This window comes from Nocardiopsis alborubida (assembly GCF_012396365.1).
GTDB lineage: Bacteria > Actinomycetota > Actinomycetes > Streptosporangiales > Streptosporangiaceae > Nocardiopsis > Nocardiopsis alborubida.
This window is the reverse complement of record NZ_JAAXPG010000026.1, coordinates 22,198-36,042: the sequence shown is the minus strand read 5'-3', so window position 1 is coordinate 36,042 and position 13,845 is coordinate 22,198. Positions and strand designations below refer to the sequence as shown.

At 70.1% G+C, this 13,845-nt stretch carries 17 protein-coding genes; 10 read left to right on the top strand and 7 right to left on the bottom strand.

Going from position 1 to position 13,845, the window contains the following annotated elements; all coding sequences use genetic code 11:
- Positions 1-148 precede the first annotated feature (148 nt).
- Complete coding sequence (locus HGB44_RS23785; RefSeq protein WP_061081507.1) at positions 149-505, top strand: YidH family protein; 357 nt, start codon at positions 149-151, stop codon at positions 503-505.
- Positions 502-873 (top strand): DUF202 domain-containing protein, encoded by a 372-nt coding sequence (locus tag HGB44_RS23780; RefSeq protein WP_061081508.1) that lies wholly within the window; start codon positions 502-504, stop codon positions 871-873. Before HGB44_RS23785 ends, HGB44_RS23780 begins: the two co-directional genes overlap by 4 nt.
- A 367-nt stretch (positions 874-1,240) precedes the next feature.
- On the opposite strand, the gene HGB44_RS23775 is transcribed toward HGB44_RS23780, so the two are convergent.
- From HGB44_RS23775 to HGB44_RS23765, 3 genes are all read right to left on the bottom strand, one after another.
- Positions 1,241-2,224 (bottom strand): NAD-dependent epimerase/dehydratase family protein, encoded by a 984-nt coding sequence (locus HGB44_RS23775; protein WP_061081509.1) that lies wholly within the window; start codon positions 2,222-2,224, stop codon positions 1,241-1,243.
- Positions 2,225-2,356: 132 nt separating this feature from the next.
- Positions 2,357-3,070, bottom strand: a complete 714-nt coding sequence (locus HGB44_RS23770; RefSeq protein ID WP_061081510.1) for a PIG-L deacetylase family protein — start codon at positions 3,068-3,070, stop codon at positions 2,357-2,359.
- 96 nt (positions 3,071-3,166) lie between these two features.
- The gene (locus tag HGB44_RS23765) at positions 3,167-3,898 is read right to left on the bottom strand and encodes a WbqC family protein (protein ID WP_061081511.1); all 732 of its coding nucleotides are present in this window, start codon (positions 3,896-3,898) and stop codon (positions 3,167-3,169) included.
- A 348-nt stretch (positions 3,899-4,246) separates the two neighbouring features.
- Between HGB44_RS23765 and HGB44_RS23760 the strand changes: the two genes are divergently transcribed.
- Entirely contained in the window at positions 4,247-5,776 is a 1,530-nt protein-coding gene (locus tag HGB44_RS23760) for a glycosyltransferase family 2 protein (RefSeq protein ID WP_061081512.1), read from the top strand.
- Positions 5,777-5,916: 140 nt separating this feature from the next.
- Positions 5,917-6,324: a DUF3817 domain-containing protein gene (locus HGB44_RS23755; protein ID WP_082768448.1), complete on the top strand. Its 408-nt coding sequence runs from the start codon at positions 5,917-5,919 to the stop codon at positions 6,322-6,324.
- Here the strand turns inward: HGB44_RS23755 and HGB44_RS23750 are convergent.
- Together HGB44_RS23750 and HGB44_RS23745 are read right to left on the bottom strand one after the other, a co-directional pair.
- On the bottom strand, positions 6,300-7,058 hold the full coding sequence (locus tag HGB44_RS23750; RefSeq protein ID WP_061081513.1) for an SURF1 family protein: 759 nt from the start codon (positions 7,056-7,058) through the stop codon (positions 6,300-6,302). The two genes, HGB44_RS23755 and HGB44_RS23750, sit on opposite strands and share 25 nt — an antisense overlap.
- Before the next feature lie 445 nt (positions 7,059-7,503).
- Complete coding sequence (locus tag HGB44_RS23745; RefSeq protein ID WP_061081526.1) at positions 7,504-8,040, bottom strand: DinB family protein; 537 nt, start codon at positions 8,038-8,040, stop codon at positions 7,504-7,506.
- 158 nt (positions 8,041-8,198) lie between these two features.
- Here HGB44_RS23745 and HGB44_RS23740 point away from each other — a divergent pair, with 158 nt between their 5' ends.
- The gene (locus HGB44_RS23740; RefSeq protein ID WP_061081514.1) at positions 8,199-8,966 is read left to right on the top strand and encodes an alpha/beta fold hydrolase; all 768 of its coding nucleotides are present in this window, start codon (positions 8,199-8,201) and stop codon (positions 8,964-8,966) included.
- Between the two features lie 25 nt (positions 8,967-8,991).
- Here the strand turns inward: HGB44_RS23740 and HGB44_RS23735 are convergent, their stop codons facing one another.
- Positions 8,992-9,399, bottom strand: a complete 408-nt coding sequence (locus tag HGB44_RS23735) for a VOC family protein (RefSeq protein WP_013156389.1) — start codon at positions 9,397-9,399, stop codon at positions 8,992-8,994.
- Between the two features lie 336 nt (positions 9,400-9,735).
- Here HGB44_RS23735 and HGB44_RS32130 point away from each other — a divergent pair, with 336 nt between their 5' ends.
- From HGB44_RS32130 to HGB44_RS23715, 4 genes are all read left to right on the top strand, one after another.
- Positions 9,736-10,014, top strand: coding sequence for a helix-turn-helix transcriptional regulator (locus tag HGB44_RS32130; RefSeq protein WP_061081515.1), 279 nt, complete (start codon positions 9,736-9,738; stop codon positions 10,012-10,014).
- 25 nt (positions 10,015-10,039) lie between these two features.
- Complete coding sequence (locus HGB44_RS23725; RefSeq protein WP_061081516.1) at positions 10,040-10,591, top strand: hypothetical protein; 552 nt, start codon at positions 10,040-10,042, stop codon at positions 10,589-10,591.
- An 81-nt stretch (positions 10,592-10,672) separates the two neighbouring features.
- Positions 10,673-10,930, top strand: coding sequence for a type II toxin-antitoxin system Phd/YefM family antitoxin (locus HGB44_RS23720; protein ID WP_061081527.1), 258 nt, complete (start codon positions 10,673-10,675; stop codon positions 10,928-10,930).
- Positions 10,915-11,316: a type II toxin-antitoxin system VapC family toxin gene (locus HGB44_RS23715; RefSeq protein WP_061081517.1), complete on the top strand. Its 402-nt coding sequence runs from the start codon at positions 10,915-10,917 to the stop codon at positions 11,314-11,316. The genes HGB44_RS23720 and HGB44_RS23715 overlap by 16 nt, the downstream gene beginning before the upstream one ends.
- 4 nt (positions 11,317-11,320) lie before the next feature.
- Here HGB44_RS23715 and HGB44_RS23710 read toward each other — a convergent pair whose 3' ends face one another.
- Positions 11,321-11,983, bottom strand: coding sequence for a class II aldolase/adducin family protein (locus HGB44_RS23710; protein WP_061081518.1), 663 nt, complete (start codon positions 11,981-11,983; stop codon positions 11,321-11,323).
- Positions 11,984-12,317: 334 nt separating this feature from the next.
- Here HGB44_RS23710 and HGB44_RS23705 point away from each other — a divergent pair, with 334 nt between their 5' ends.
- Complete coding sequence (locus HGB44_RS23705) at positions 12,318-13,844, top strand: aldehyde dehydrogenase family protein (RefSeq protein WP_061079650.1); 1,527 nt, start codon at positions 12,318-12,320, stop codon at positions 13,842-13,844.
- The last annotated feature ends 1 nt before the right edge of the window (position 13,845 follow it).

Below are 13,845 nucleotides of genomic sequence, written 5' to 3'. Positions count from 1 at the left end.
TTTTACGTCATAACACGCCTTACATACCTGTTTGGGAGGAAAGAGGGTCGGCGGCTAGTGTCGACTGGAGGGACGCGGGCCGCGCGCGTCGGGCCCGGGCCGGGTCGGGGGCGGACCCGGGATCTTCCCTGCTGAAAGGGGGTGCTGGATGGGTTCCGAGACCTCTTCGCGGGACACGGCGGGTCCTCCCGTCGACTACCGGTTCACCCTCGCCAACGAGCGCACCTTCCTGGCCTGGGTGCGCACCGCGCTCGCCCTGCTCGCCGGTGCCGTCGCCGTCCTGCACCTGCTCCCGCTCGGCTGGGAGGAGGGGCCGCGCACCGTGGTCGGCCTGCTGCTGGCGGCGCTGGCCGGGGTCATCACCGTCTACGCCCCGCTGCGCTGGTACCGGGTGCAGCGGATCATGAGCCGGGGCGGAGCCCTGAAGCTGAGCGTGCTTCCGCTCGTCACCGCCCTGGCGGTGGGGCTGGTGTGCGCCCTGGTCGTCCTGGGCCACCTGCTGTGACCGCTCCCGTCGAACGCGACCCCGGCATGCAGCCGGAGCGCACCCTGATGGCCTGGCACCGTACGATCGCCCTGCTGGTCGTGGTGGGGCTGCTGTTCCTGCGCGGGTCCCTGGCCCCCGGCGACCACGCCTTCCCGGAGGCGCCGGTCGGGGTGCGCGTGGCGGCGACGGCCGGACTGCTGCTCCTGGCGGCGGTGCTGGCCGTGCACGTGTGGCTGCGTTGGCGGGCCAGCGGGCACGGTGCGCGCTCTCCGGGGACCGGGCGGCCTCCGCCGTCCGTGGCGGGCCCGTGGGCGATGGTGCTCCTGTGCGCGGGCGTCCTCGCCCTGAGCTGCGTCCTGGCGCTGACGGTGCTGCTGGCGCCCTGAAGACCCCGGCGCTCCGGTGCCGTGGTGCCGTGAAACCCGGTGCCCGGTGCCGTCGGACGCTCGGTGGGCGGGGGATGGGCGGTGCCTTGGAGCCCGCGTGCACCCGGCCGACCGCGGTGTCTCGCCGGACGCCCGGCCACGTCGTTCGCGCTGTCCGGGGGGACACGACCGTCCATGCCCTTGACGGGCCTGTGGTCCACCGGCGCCGACCGCCCTCGTGCGGGCATGGGGGAGCACCGGGCCCCGTCGGGGGACAGCGCGACCACCCCGTCGGGGGAAGGGCCGGAGCCGTGGCCCTTCGTCGCCTTGTCTCGTGGTCAGTCGGCCGAGGCGGAGAGGGCGCCCCGGACCGGACCCTCCGGTTCGGTTACGCCGGCTGCGGCACGGAGCCGACCGCGCGGCGGTGCGCCATGATCGACCGAATGATGTCGTTGAGGTCGCGCTCGGGGCGGTACCCGATCAGCCGCGCGGCCAGCGAGGTGTCCGGATAGCGGCGCTGCATGTCCTCGTAGCCCTCGCCGTAGGCCTCCTCGTAGTCGACGTAGGTGACCGCGCTCCTGGAACCCGTCAGCTCCACGACCCGGTCGGCCAGGCCCTTGATGGAGACCTCCTCGTGCCCGCCGAGGTTGACGGCCTGGTTGTAGGCCTCGGGGGTGTCCATGAGCCGCAGGAGCGCGGGCACCACGTCGAACACCGAGCCGAAGCAGCGGCGCTGCGTCCCCGTCCCGTACACGGTGATGGGCTCGTCCGCCATCGCCTGGTCGACGAAGCGCGGGACGACCATCCCGTACCGGCCCGTCTGGCGGGGGCCGACCACGTTGAAGAAGCGGGTGATGACGCACGGCACGCCCGACTCGACGCCGTGCACGTAGGCGACGAGCTCGTCCAGCCCCTTCGCCGCGGCGTAGGACCAGCGGCTCTTGGTGGCCGGGCCGTAGACGCGGTCGTCGCTCTCCTTGAGCCCGTCGGCGTCGTTCTTGCCGTAGACCTCGCTGGTCGACGCGACCATGTAGGGCACGCGGTGCGCCACGGCCGCCTCCACCACGTTCTCCGTCCCGTGCAGGTTGATCCGCAGGGAGCGCAGCGGGTTGTCGACGATGTTGTACACGCCCACGGCCGCGGCGAGGTGGAACACGGCGTCCGCCGGGGCGACCAGGGAGTCGACCAGTTCCCGGTCCAGGACGTCCCCCTCCACGAACCGGAACCCGGGCGAGCCCTGCGCCTGGACCAGATTCGCCAGGGACCCGGTCGACAGGTCGTCCAGGACGGTGACCTGGTGTCCCTGGGCGATCAGGTGATCGCACAGGTGCGAGCCGATGAAACCGGCTCCTCCGGTGACTACAGCCTTCATGGTTTCCCCTCCACTTAGGTGTTCTCTCTCGCTGCTTCTTGACTGGAAACGGCTTGTGTGCGCGGTCGGCGCGTCCGCGCGCACGGCGAGGCGCTGCGCGCGCGGACGCGCCGACCGCGGGTCCGGGAGCGCTCAGGCCAGGAAGCGCAGCACGTGGAACCCCTCGCCGAGAGCCACGCCCGCCTGCATGCCCCGCAGGACGGCGAGGCTGCGCAGGGTCGGCTCGGAGCGCGTGTGCGGGTGCTGGTGGGACTGGGACCCGTACAGCTGCATGCCGTGGAGCTTGTCGACCACCTGCACCTCGTCCAGTTCCACGATGAGGTTGGGCGGGCACAGCGGCTCCGAGCGCCAGTGGTCGGCGGCCTCCTCGTAGGCCAGCGCCAGGTGCGGGTGGTGGCGCAGCGCGGTGTTGGACGGACGCAGCGCGGTGTGCACCGCCTCGGCCACGGCCCGGTGGTCCTGGTTGTAGCTGGAGTGGTGCGGTCCGAGCACCACGGTCGGGCGGAGCCGCTCGATGGACAATGGGCTCTCGCGCTCGATCAGCTGGGCGAGGTCCACCCGGGCGACGGAGTCGAGCCTCAGGTGGTACTGGTCGCCGGGCAGCGCCATGTGCCAGTCGTCCCAGCGGAAGTGGTCGGCGACCTTCTTGATCTCCGCGTAGCGCTCCTCCGCGGTGGAGAAGCCCTTGGGAGACATGTCGGCCGTGTCCCCGACGGTGAGGAACTGGACGAACACCTCGGCGCCGGCCGCCTTGGCCTTGCTCATGAGGCCGCCGCAGCCGAGCGTCTCGTCGTCGGGATGGGGCGCGAAGACCAGGATGCGTTCCTGGGACCAGTCCGTCGTCATACTGTTTTCCGTCCTTTGCCTAGAGAGCGATCGGGTTTTTCCCGGGGAGCGACGCCGCGCCCGGTGGCGCGGCGCTGTGGTGGACCCTCGTTCGGGTCAGCTCTGGGTTCTCGCCTGCCTGAGCACGTGCAGTGCCTCCGGGCCGGTGTTGAGGAGAAGGTCGATCGCCGACAGACGGGGGACGAAGTCGGCCGGGTCGCGCCCGTGCTGCGGGTAGACCGGGTGGCGGAAGTCCTGCCACCGGACGTCGATCCCGTAGCGGCGCAGGGTCTCGGGCTCCAGGTAGTCCCGGGCGCCGTCGCCCGAGAGCATGGTGTGCGCTCCCACCCTGGTGCAGATCTGGGCGAGGAGTTCGCTCTTGCGCCCGGGGAAGTCCCCGATCTCGCTGGCCAGCAGCAACGGCGTGTCGATCCCGAACCACCGCATCAGCATGCGCGTGGTCGCTATGCACAGGTCCGCGAGGCCGTCCCACTCCTCTTCGTACAGGTGGGCGATCTCGTCGCGGTAATCCCTCCAGTAGGGCGCCTTGCGGTAGCAGTGTTCCGAGAGTGCCTTGTAGTGCCTGAGCTTCCAATTCTGGCTGTTGTCAACAATCTTGTCCCGTATGCGGTCGTGTCGGCTGCCCTGGACGACCGGAACGGTGAGCAGGACGGGTTTTGCGCCTCCTGCGACGTAGTTGCGGTTCTGCCAACCGCGGCGCTCGAACTGGACGTTGTCGAGGATGACGAAACGGTCGCAACGGTCAATTTTGTCCAAAAGTCCCAGCCATGGCAGGTAGTGCGGCTGGTGCAGCGCCACGGTGTGGACCGCCTTGTCCTGGCTGCTCATAGCGAAGCGACCCCTGGGGCCGGTGGCCTGTGGGATTCGAGTGGAACCGGATGAGGATGAGGACGGAACGCCGATCACTCCGAGCATTCTCCTTCTCTCCGCTGGTCACTTTCCGCAGGTTTTCCCAGGATCTGGGCAATGTTGGACAAACCACAGACGAGCCGTAGCTACAGCTCACAAATATCCTCTTATGGTTACCATCTTCCGCAAGCCCGTGTATACGATTTGCGTGGCCTACATAGGACGCGAACCCGGGTGAACCTCTCGGTGTCGTAGGGCGTCAAGCTAACACCGACTTTGCGGGTTAATGTCGGTCCGAAACCGAGAACTTCGGAGGGTCCTAGCGCTGTGCGTATCGCACGTTTCATAGGCGGCCTGCTGATCGGGCTCATCGCCCTCGCCCTGGCCGCGGCACTCTTTGTCTACTGGTTCGGCTACGCGACGGACATGGCCGAGGCCTCCGGTCTCGGCGCCCTGGGTTACGCGTTCCTGTGGTTGGCCTTCGGCGCCAACCTGCTGCTGTGGACCGCCGTCGGACTCGTGCGCCTGGGTGAGGACTCGGTGCGCGCCGTGCTCCGGTCGCCCCGGACGGGGCGCCGCGGCGCCGTCGGGGGGAGGGCGCGCGAGCGCGTCCTGGTGGGCGCGGGCGGCCCCGGCGGCGGTACCGCCCTCGCCGAGCGGGGCGGCGACGCCGCGGGGGAGGGCGCCTCGGCGGTCGCCGCGGCCCGGGCGCCGGATTCCGGGCAGGAGGGCGCGTCCCTGGCCGTCATCATCCCGGCGCACAACGAGGAACCCGTCATCGGCGGGGCCATCGCCTCCGCTATGGGGCTGTTCGACCGCTGGGACATCTACGTGGTCTCGGACTCGTCGAGGGACTCCACCGCGCAGATCGCGGCCAAGACCGGCGTGAACGTCCTCGAACTCCTCACCAACCGCGGCAAGGCCGGGGCCATCGAGGCGGTCATCGAGGAGTTCTCGCTGACCGACAACTACGACGGCGTCCTCATCCTGGACGCCGACACCGAACTCGACCCGGGGTACGTGGAGGGTGCCCGGAGGCAGCTGGCCGACCCGTCCGTGGCGGCGGTCGCGGGCTTCGTCGTCTCGGAGTGGAAGCCCAAGGAGCGCGGCTTCGTCGGCCGGACGATCTCGGCCTACCGGGACCGCCTGTACTTCATGCTCCAGTACCTCATGCGCTTCGGGCAGACCTGGCGGCACGCCAACACGGCCTTCATCGTGCCGGGCTTCGCCAGCGTCTACCGCAGCGAGGCGCTCAGGGAGATCGAGGTCAACCCCAAGGGGCTGGTGATCGAGGACTTCAACATGACCTTCGAGGTGCACCACAAGCGCCTCGGCCGGGTCTCGATGAACCCCGACACCAAGGCCTACAGCCAGGACCCGTTCACCTTCCGGGACTACTACAAGCAGGTCACCAGGTGGACGCTGGGCTTCTGGCAGACGGTCCGGCGCCACCGGGTGTGGCCGAGCCTGTTCTGGGCCTGCCTGGCGCTGTACATCCTGGAGGTCGTCCTGGTCTCCGCCGTGCTGCTGGCCACCACCGTGGTCGGCCTGTTCGTCCTCGCGGGGACGCTGGGCGGAGAGTTCTTCCTGAGCCTGCCGTTCGCCGGGGAGGCGTTCACGGCGGTGACGGCCTTCCTGCCGCTGCTGGCGATCGCCATCGGCCTGTTCATCCCGGACTACATGCTCACCTGCCTGATGGCGGCGATCCGGCGGCGGCCGTCCTACCTGGTCTACGGACTGCTCTTCTTCCCGATCCGGATCGTGGACGCCTACCTCGCGCTGCGCATGATCCCCAAGGCGTGGACCACCGAGTCCGACGGCCGGTGGAGCAGCCCGGACCGCGTCTCGGGCAGGTGATCCGACCTGCGGTGATGTGAGATCGTCCGGCCCCGGGTACCCCGGGCGCCCGGGGTACCGGACAGCGTTTAGGCTGATTTTCGCCCGCCCGTGGACCTGCCTTCCGGAGCGGGGACGCAGTCGTCTGAGGGGGATCAGCCGTGGACAAGAGGCGCGTGTCGTTCGCGTTGTACCGGGTGCTCGCGTACGTGACCGGAGTCTTCCTGCTGGGCCTGACCTTCGTGGCCATGCCCGCCAAGTACCTGGTCGGGGAGACCGCCCGGTTCTCCCTGGTGGCCGCGCCGCAGGGCCTGGAGCACTGGTTCGGCCCCGAGTCGCCGCTCATGCTCTACATCGCGATGCCGCACGGTTACGTCTACATGGCCTACGTCTTCGTGGTCCTGTGGGTGGCCCTGGACCGCCGCTGGAGCGCCTCCCGCACCCTGGGCGTGGCGCTCGCGGGCACCATCCCCGTGCTCGGCTTCGTGGTCGAGCACCGGATCGTCCGCTCGGAGCAGGCCAGGGACCGCGAGTCCGGACGGGCTCAGGAGCCCGCGACCGCGGGCTGATCCTCCCGGGAGCCGCCCTCGCGCAGCTCCCGGCGCATCAGCAGGATCCAGAAGACCACGGCGGAGACGCCGAACATCGCCCACTGCACGGTGTAGCTGAGGCTGCGCCAGTTGACGGTGAACCCGGTGGGCGGCTCGGGCGGCGGCGCCGGGACGAGCGAGGCGGTGGCCGGGTCCGCCTCGGGCAGGGTGACGTAGCCCTCGTAGAGCGGGTGGTCCCACTCGTTGACGAGCACGGACGTGGCGATGCGCTCGACCTGGCCCTCGGAGACGTCGACCGGCACGACCCCCTCGGCGCCCACCGGAGGCAGCAGCCAGCCGGTGACGGTGACCTCGCCCCCCGGCACCGGCGGGATGTCCTGGCCCTCCTCGGCCCAGCCCCGGTTGACGGTGACGGCGGCGCCGTCGTCGGTGACCAGGGGCACGATGACGTCGTAGCCGCGGACGCCGTCCACGACGCGCGGCACCAGCAGCTGGGCGTCGGCGTCGTAGCTGCCGCTGGCCTCCACCGCGCTGTTGGCGAAGGAGTCCGGGTGCATGTACTGGCCCGGTTCGAGCAGGTCCGAGACGGGCACGGCGCCGGCCAGGTCCTCGACCGGGTTGGTGATGACCTCGCGGTCGGGTTCGAAGGCGCGGACGAACTGCCAGGCGGTGCCGGCGACGCAGACGGCGCCGACCAGCACGGCGAGCAGGTGGATGCCGAGCCACCGTGGGCTGAGGAGCGGTGATCTCACCAGACCAGGCTAAGCGCGGTCCCCGAGCGCCCCGCCATGACCCCGGTTTGACGCTCGCCCACACGCGCTTGGCCCGTTGTCTGCCGAGGAATGACGATCACTTTAAGTAGTTTCCCGTGACTGAGGGTTGTTCTTCGAGGGTGTGGTGGGTAGTGTCTCCATCAACGCGGAACGACGGGGTCGATTCCGCGGCAGGCCTTCAAGGCCGCGACTCCAGGGGGGAGGAGTCGCTGGCCGTTTCCCAGCGCGAGGGTCGCTTCCGTACTTTGAGGGGGGATGCGGAAGCGACCCTCGCCACCTTTTCGGCGGGGCGTTCCCACAGTTCAGTGGGGGCGCCTCCGTCGTTTTCCCACCGTTCCTGGAAGTTCTCTCAGGGGGTGTCCTGGATCCGGCGCCCCCTCAGATCGGTGAGGTGGCGCGCGGCCGTCGCGAAGCCGTTGTCGTGTCAGCCCATGCTCTTCTGGCCGTCCAGGGCCTCGCGCAGGATGTCGGCGTGCCCGCAGTGCTGCGCGGTCTCGCGGATGACGTGCAGCAGCACGTCGCGGGCGGACCAGGAGGCGCCCTCGTCGAACCACGGCGCGTCCGGGAGCCGGTGGCTGACCTCCAGGTCCGGCAGGCCGTTGACGAACTCCTCGGTCTCCCGCGCGGTCAGCGCGTAGTCCGCCAGGACGCTGTCGAGGGTCTCGCCCTCCATCAGCCGGAAGCCGTCGGCGTGCTCCTGCCAGGTGGCGGGGTCCTCGTAGTCCATCTGGGTGTCGCCCGTCAAACCCTCACGGGCGAACCGGATCCAGTTGCGCTCGGCCTGGGTCACGTGCTTGACCAGCCCGCCGAGGGTCAGTTCGCTCACCGTGGTGCGCCGCGCGGCCTGTTCGTCGTCCAGGTCCTTGACCGTGAGACGCAGGAAGTCGCGCTGGTCCTCCAGGAACCGCAGGAGGCTCGCGCGCTCCGCGTCCACCGTGCTCGTCGTCGTTGTGACCATCATGACCACCGCTTTCTCGCCCTGCCCGACTCGGTACACGAGGACTCTAGGAACCGTGGCGGTCAGTTACCGTCCTCCACTGGACTGAGAACGGGAGAAAGGGTGCGGTACCGAACAGGGCTCTGCCGATAGCCTGGCGTTCTGGCGACTCGGAGGGTTCCATGACCTTGATTCCGCTCCAGTACCGGTTCGACGGACCCCGGCACGCGCCCGTCGTGCTGCTCGTGCCGCCCTTCGGCACCACGATGTCGGTCTGGGAACCGCAGCTGCCCGAACTCACCCGCGACCACAGGGTCCTGCGGGTCAACCACCGGGGGCACGGCTCCTCCCCGGCCCCGGCTGGCCCCTACACCGTCGAGGAACTCGCCCTGGACCTGCTCGGGGTCCTGGAGTCCCAGGGCCTGACCCGGGTCCACGCGGTCGGTGCCGGACTCGGCGGGGCGCTCCTGGTGTGGATCGCGGCCAACTCGCCGCGCACCCTGGAACGCCTCGCGCTGCTGGCCGCGGCGCCCCGCACCCCGCGGACGCACCGGTGGGACCTCCTCGCCTCGCGGGTGCGCTCGTCGGGTCTGGACTCGGTGGCCGCGGACGTGGTGCGGCCCTGGTTCACCCCGGACATGGGCGAGGGGCGGCCGCGGGTCGTGGCCCGGCTGGCCGAGGAGTTCGGCGGGCTCGATCCGGAGGGCTTCGCCGCGGTGTGCGACGCGGTGGCCGGGATGGACCAGCGCCACCTGGTGGCCTCCGTGCGTGTGCCGACCCTGGTGGCGTCGGCCGCCCACGACCCGATGCTGCCGCCCGGCCACGGCCGAAGGCTGGCGGACGGGATCCCCGACGCCCGGTTCGAGGTGGTCTCCGGCGCCGCGCACCTGCTCGGGGTCGAGCGCGCGGACCGGGTGAACGAGCTGCTGGTGGAGCACCTGTCCGGCTGAGGGGAGCCCGCCCGGGGAGGCGGGATCAGACCTGCGCCAAGGGGATCAGCGGACTGTTGATCTCCAGCAGGTAGCCGTCGGGGTCGCGGAAGTGCGCCGCGCGGATGCCCCAGGCGGTCCAGTCACGCGGCTCCATCACCTGCCGGGCGCCGTCCGAGACCAGTCTGGCGGCCGTGGCGTCCACGTCGTCCACCTCGAAGATCACCGCGAACCGGTCCTGGTTGGGCAGCGCCGGGTCGGCGGTGTCGGTCTCCAGGGCCTCCGCCATCACCTCGCGCTGGTTGATCGCCAGCCGCGTCCCCGACTCGACGTCGAACTCCGCGTAGCGGCTGCCCTCGTCCCCGCGCAGCACGGGGAGCTTGAGCACCTCGGAGTAGAAGCGGAAGCAGGCCTCGTAGTCGTTGACGAGGAGCCTGATGTAGCTGCAACGCATGGGGTCTCCTGCCGTTCGGCGTCGTTCTCAGCACCATTGTCCCGTTCCGGGAGCCGCGTGGGGGGTTGTCCACACCCGTTTTTCCTCTTCCCCGGCACCGTGTTCGAAACGCGTTCTCCGCGCTGCCGCCCGGGCTCCTCCGCCTGGGCCGCCGGTGCGCCGTGCTCTGCGGTTCGCTTGCGGTCCGGCGTCGTAGCCCCTGTTGTTCAGTATGTAGTACATGTACTATCAACGGCAGTAGATCGATGACGGGATGGAGAACCAGTGTGATGAGTGCGAATGTCCGGTCGGGCGCCGAGACGCAAGCTGAGGCGACCTGGAAGAAGGCGGTGCGGAGTGTCCGCTGAGCGCGACGGGACGACCGGCCGCCGTCCCAGGGTCGCGGCCGGAGGCGGCGAGGCCGTCCACAACCGGATCGCGATGCTGCGCGCGGAGCGCGACGTGTCCCGCCGCCAGCTGGCCGAGGCGCTGGGCGTGCACTACCAGACGGTCGGCTACCTGGAGCGGGGCGAGTACAGCCCCAGCCTCCACCTGGCGCTGCGCATCGCCCGCTACTTCGAGGTCCCGGTGGAGGTCGTCTTCTCCACCGAGCCCTTCCCCCGTATCGGCCAGTAGCCGTTCCGAACCCGAGGAGACCCCCATGTTCGTCAGCAAGCCCAGCTCGCAGAAGCAGGAGCGCCTCCGCGCCCTGGTCGAGAACCCGCGCCGCCGCCGGTTCTGGGCCGCGCGGTCCCGCCGCCGGCAGGCGGTGGCCGCGTGCGCCTTCGCCACCGTCCTGGCCGCCGTCCTGTTCTCAGCCGCGGTGGTGACCGGACCGCCGACGTCCACCGTGCTGGTGATCGGCTTCGCCCTGTCGCTGGGCGCGTCGGCCGTACTCAGCACGCACATCAACATCGCCGCGCGCTGGGTGGTCGGGTACGAGGGTGTGGACGAGTTCCAGCAGGCGGAGATGGACCGCGCAGCCAGCCTGGGCCACAACGTGACCGCGGCTCTGCTGACCCTGCTGGTCGCGGTGACCTGCGGCTTCGGTGGCTGGCTCTCCCTGGGGAACATGGACGCGCGGATCCCGCTCACCGTCCTGGTGCCGCTGGTGGTCCTCACGACCATGTGCCACGCGGCCTTCCCGGCCTGCTACCTGGCCTGGACCCGCCCGGACGAGATCCCCGGCGACGAGGGCGACGAGGACGCGTGACGGTTCAGGAGGCGCGTACAGGCTTTCTTCGTTTCCCACGTGACTGGATGAAAAATCTGATAATCAGATATCATGTTGACCATGCGTACGATCACCGCGACCGAGGCCGCGAGAAAGTTCTCGGAACTCCTTGACGCCATCGAGAGCGGTGAGCGGGTGACTATCACCAGAGGCAAGCGTCCTGTCGTCGTCATGACGCCAGCTCCTCGCTACACGGGTGCCGACCTGCGTGCCGCCCTGGAGAAGATCGAGCCGTTGGACGATGATTTCGAGCGTGACGTGCTCAGCGCGAGGTCGTTCGTCGACGACGAGGTGAGGAACCCGTGGGACGACGTCTGATCCTCGACACGAACATGCTCATCGCTTACGAGAGGGGCGGACTCGACCGGTCGGTGTTCGATGACGACGAACTCGCGATCGCCGCGGTCACGGTAGCCGAGTTCCGTGTCGGGATCGAACTGGCAGGTACGGCGAAGCGGGCGGCTGCGCGCTCCCGGGTCCTGGCGGAGATCCTCACCTACACGGAAGTTCTCGACTATACGGAGGCGACCGCCGTTCACCACTCCACGCTGCTCGCGCACACCATCAGTACCGGACTCAAACGGGGCGCACTCGACCTCATCATCGCCGCCCACGCGGCGCAGACGGGGAGAACCATCGTGAGCCGGGACGCCAAGGCGCGTTTCGACGGCCTTCCGGGAGTCCTGGCCACAGAGCCCGGTTAGGGAGTTAGAGGATGTCCGGGCCAGCCCAGCCGTAGGTGTCGCGCTCGCGGATCCGGGCCAGTTCGTCCTCGGACAGCACACGGGGCTCGCCGAGCTGGCGGGCACTCAGGTACGCGCCGCTGAGCCAGTCGAGCAGCCGCAGGTTCTCCAGCGCGTGCCCCAGGTCGCGGCCCAGGGCGAGGCCGCCGTGGTCGGCGAGCAGCGCGGCGTCGCGGCCCTTGAGCGCCTTGACGGCGTGGTCGGCGATCTCGCCGGTGCCGTAGGTGGTGTAGGGGGTGACGGCGATCGCCCCGCCCAGACCGGCGGCGCGGTGATGGATGGCGGGGAGCTCGGCCAGGACCGAGGACACCGCGACGGTGTCGGCCGTGAACGCGTTCACCACGGCGGTGACGTCGCGGTCGTGCTCGGCGGCCAGACGGTGCACGGCCATGTGCAGGGTGGCCTCGGCGGCGGGGTCGCGCCTTCCCTCCAGCACGCGGTCGTCGAGCGACATCACCGGGCAGTCGGCGGGCTGGATCTGGTCGAGGCAGACGCCGTGGGGAGTGACGACCACCAGGTCGCCGCTGCGGACGCTGACGGTCCCCGACTCGCCGGGTGCGGTGCCCGTGCCCGCGGCGAGTGCGCGGGCGGTCAGACACACGTCACGGCGTTCCTGTTCGAGCAGCATGCCTTCCTCAAGGGGTGCGCGGTGGGCGCGGTCCGTGCCGCGGGGGCTCGGAAGCCCGGACGAACCCGCTTAGGTATGCCTCAACTAAGGAGGCACAACACCTCAATGTACGTCAAACTCTCGTCCCCGTCTTCCCCAGGTGCGGGTGTCCGGTTCCTCACCCGGCTGACATCGGGAGTAGTTGTTGGCCCGGGTGTGACGTGGGCCGGACCACGGGCGACTCCGCTGGGTCAGGTTGTCAGTGCAGCTCAGTCCGGTCTCCAGGGCGGATACGACTGAAGAGACTGATGAGACGAGGCTGTTTGTGGCTAACGATCCTGGGCAAACCGGACCCGTGAACGAACTCTACGTAACGCTGCCGTCCGTGCCGTACCTGTCGGAGCCGGGGGCGGCGACGGCCACCAGCCTCTACATCGACGGTCGGTGGCGTGCGGCCGGGAACGGCCGGGTGCGAGAGATCCTGAACCCCGCCGACGCCTCCGTCCTGACCATCGTCAGCGAGGGGGGAAGGGCCGACTCCGAGGAGGCCATCGCCGCGGCCCGCCGCGCCTTCGACGGCGGGGAGTGGCCCCGCACCCCCGCCGGGGAGCGCGGACGCGTCCTCGACCGCATCGCCGACCTGCTCCAGCGCGACCGCGAGGAGATCGCGGTCATGGAGTCCCTCGACACCGGCAAGACCATCGAGGAGGGCGGGATCGACGTCGACGACGTCACCAACGTCTTCCGCTACTACGCGGGCCTCGCCGACAAGGACGCGGGCCGCCTGGTCTCCGCACCCGAGGGTGTGCACAGCAAGGTGGTCTACGAACCCGTCGGCGTCTGCGGCATGATCACCCCCTGGAACTACCCGCTGCTCCAGCTCGCCTGGAAGATGGCCCCGGCCCTGGCCGCGGGCAACACCATGGTGGTCAAGCCCAGCGAGATCACGCCGGTCACCACCGCCAAGCTGGTGGAGCTCACCACCGAGGCGGGCGTCCCGGCGGGCGTGGTCAACCTGGTCACGGGCAGCGGCCCCGACGCGGGCGCCCCGCTGTCCGAGCACCCCGACGTGGACCTGATCTCCTTCACCGGCGGTCTGGCCACCGGCAGGCGCATCATGGCGGCGGCCTCCGAGACGGTCAAGAAGATCGCCCTGGAACTCGGCGGCAAGAACCCCAACATCATCTTCCCGGACGTGGACCTGGACACCGCCGTGGACTACGCGCTCAGCGCCGCGTTCTTCCACTCCGGACAGGTCTGCTCGGCCGGGGCGCGCCTCATCGTGCACAACGACGTCCACGACGCCTTCACCACCGAGCTCGCCCGCCGCGCCGAGGCCATCCGCATCGGCCGCGGCCAGGACGAGGGCGTGCGCTGCGGCCCGCTGGTGTCGGCCGAGCACCGCGCCAAGGTGGAGGCCGCGGTCGCGCGCGGCGTCGAGGAGGGCGCCCGGATCATCGCCGGGGGCAGGCGTCCCGACGACCCGGACCTCGCGCAGGGCTACTTCTACCGGCCCACCGTGTTCGTGGACTGCGACCGCGCCATGGACATCGTCCAGACCGAGGTGTTCGGCCCGGTCGTGACCGTGGAGCGGTTCGAGACCGAGCAGCAGGCCGTCGAGCTGGGCAACGACACCGACTACGGGCTCTCCGGCGGGGTGTGGACCGACGACACCGCCCGCGGCGAGCGCGTCGCGGCGGCCCTGCGCCACGGCACCGTCTGGATCAACGACTACGGCCCCTACTTCCCCGGTGCCGAGTGGGGCGGCTACGGCCGCAGCGGCATCGGCCGCGAACTCGGGCTCGCGGGCCTGGACGAGTACCGCGAGGCCAAGCACGTCTACCGCAACCTGTCCCCCGAACCGCAGCGCTGGTTCGGCTGAC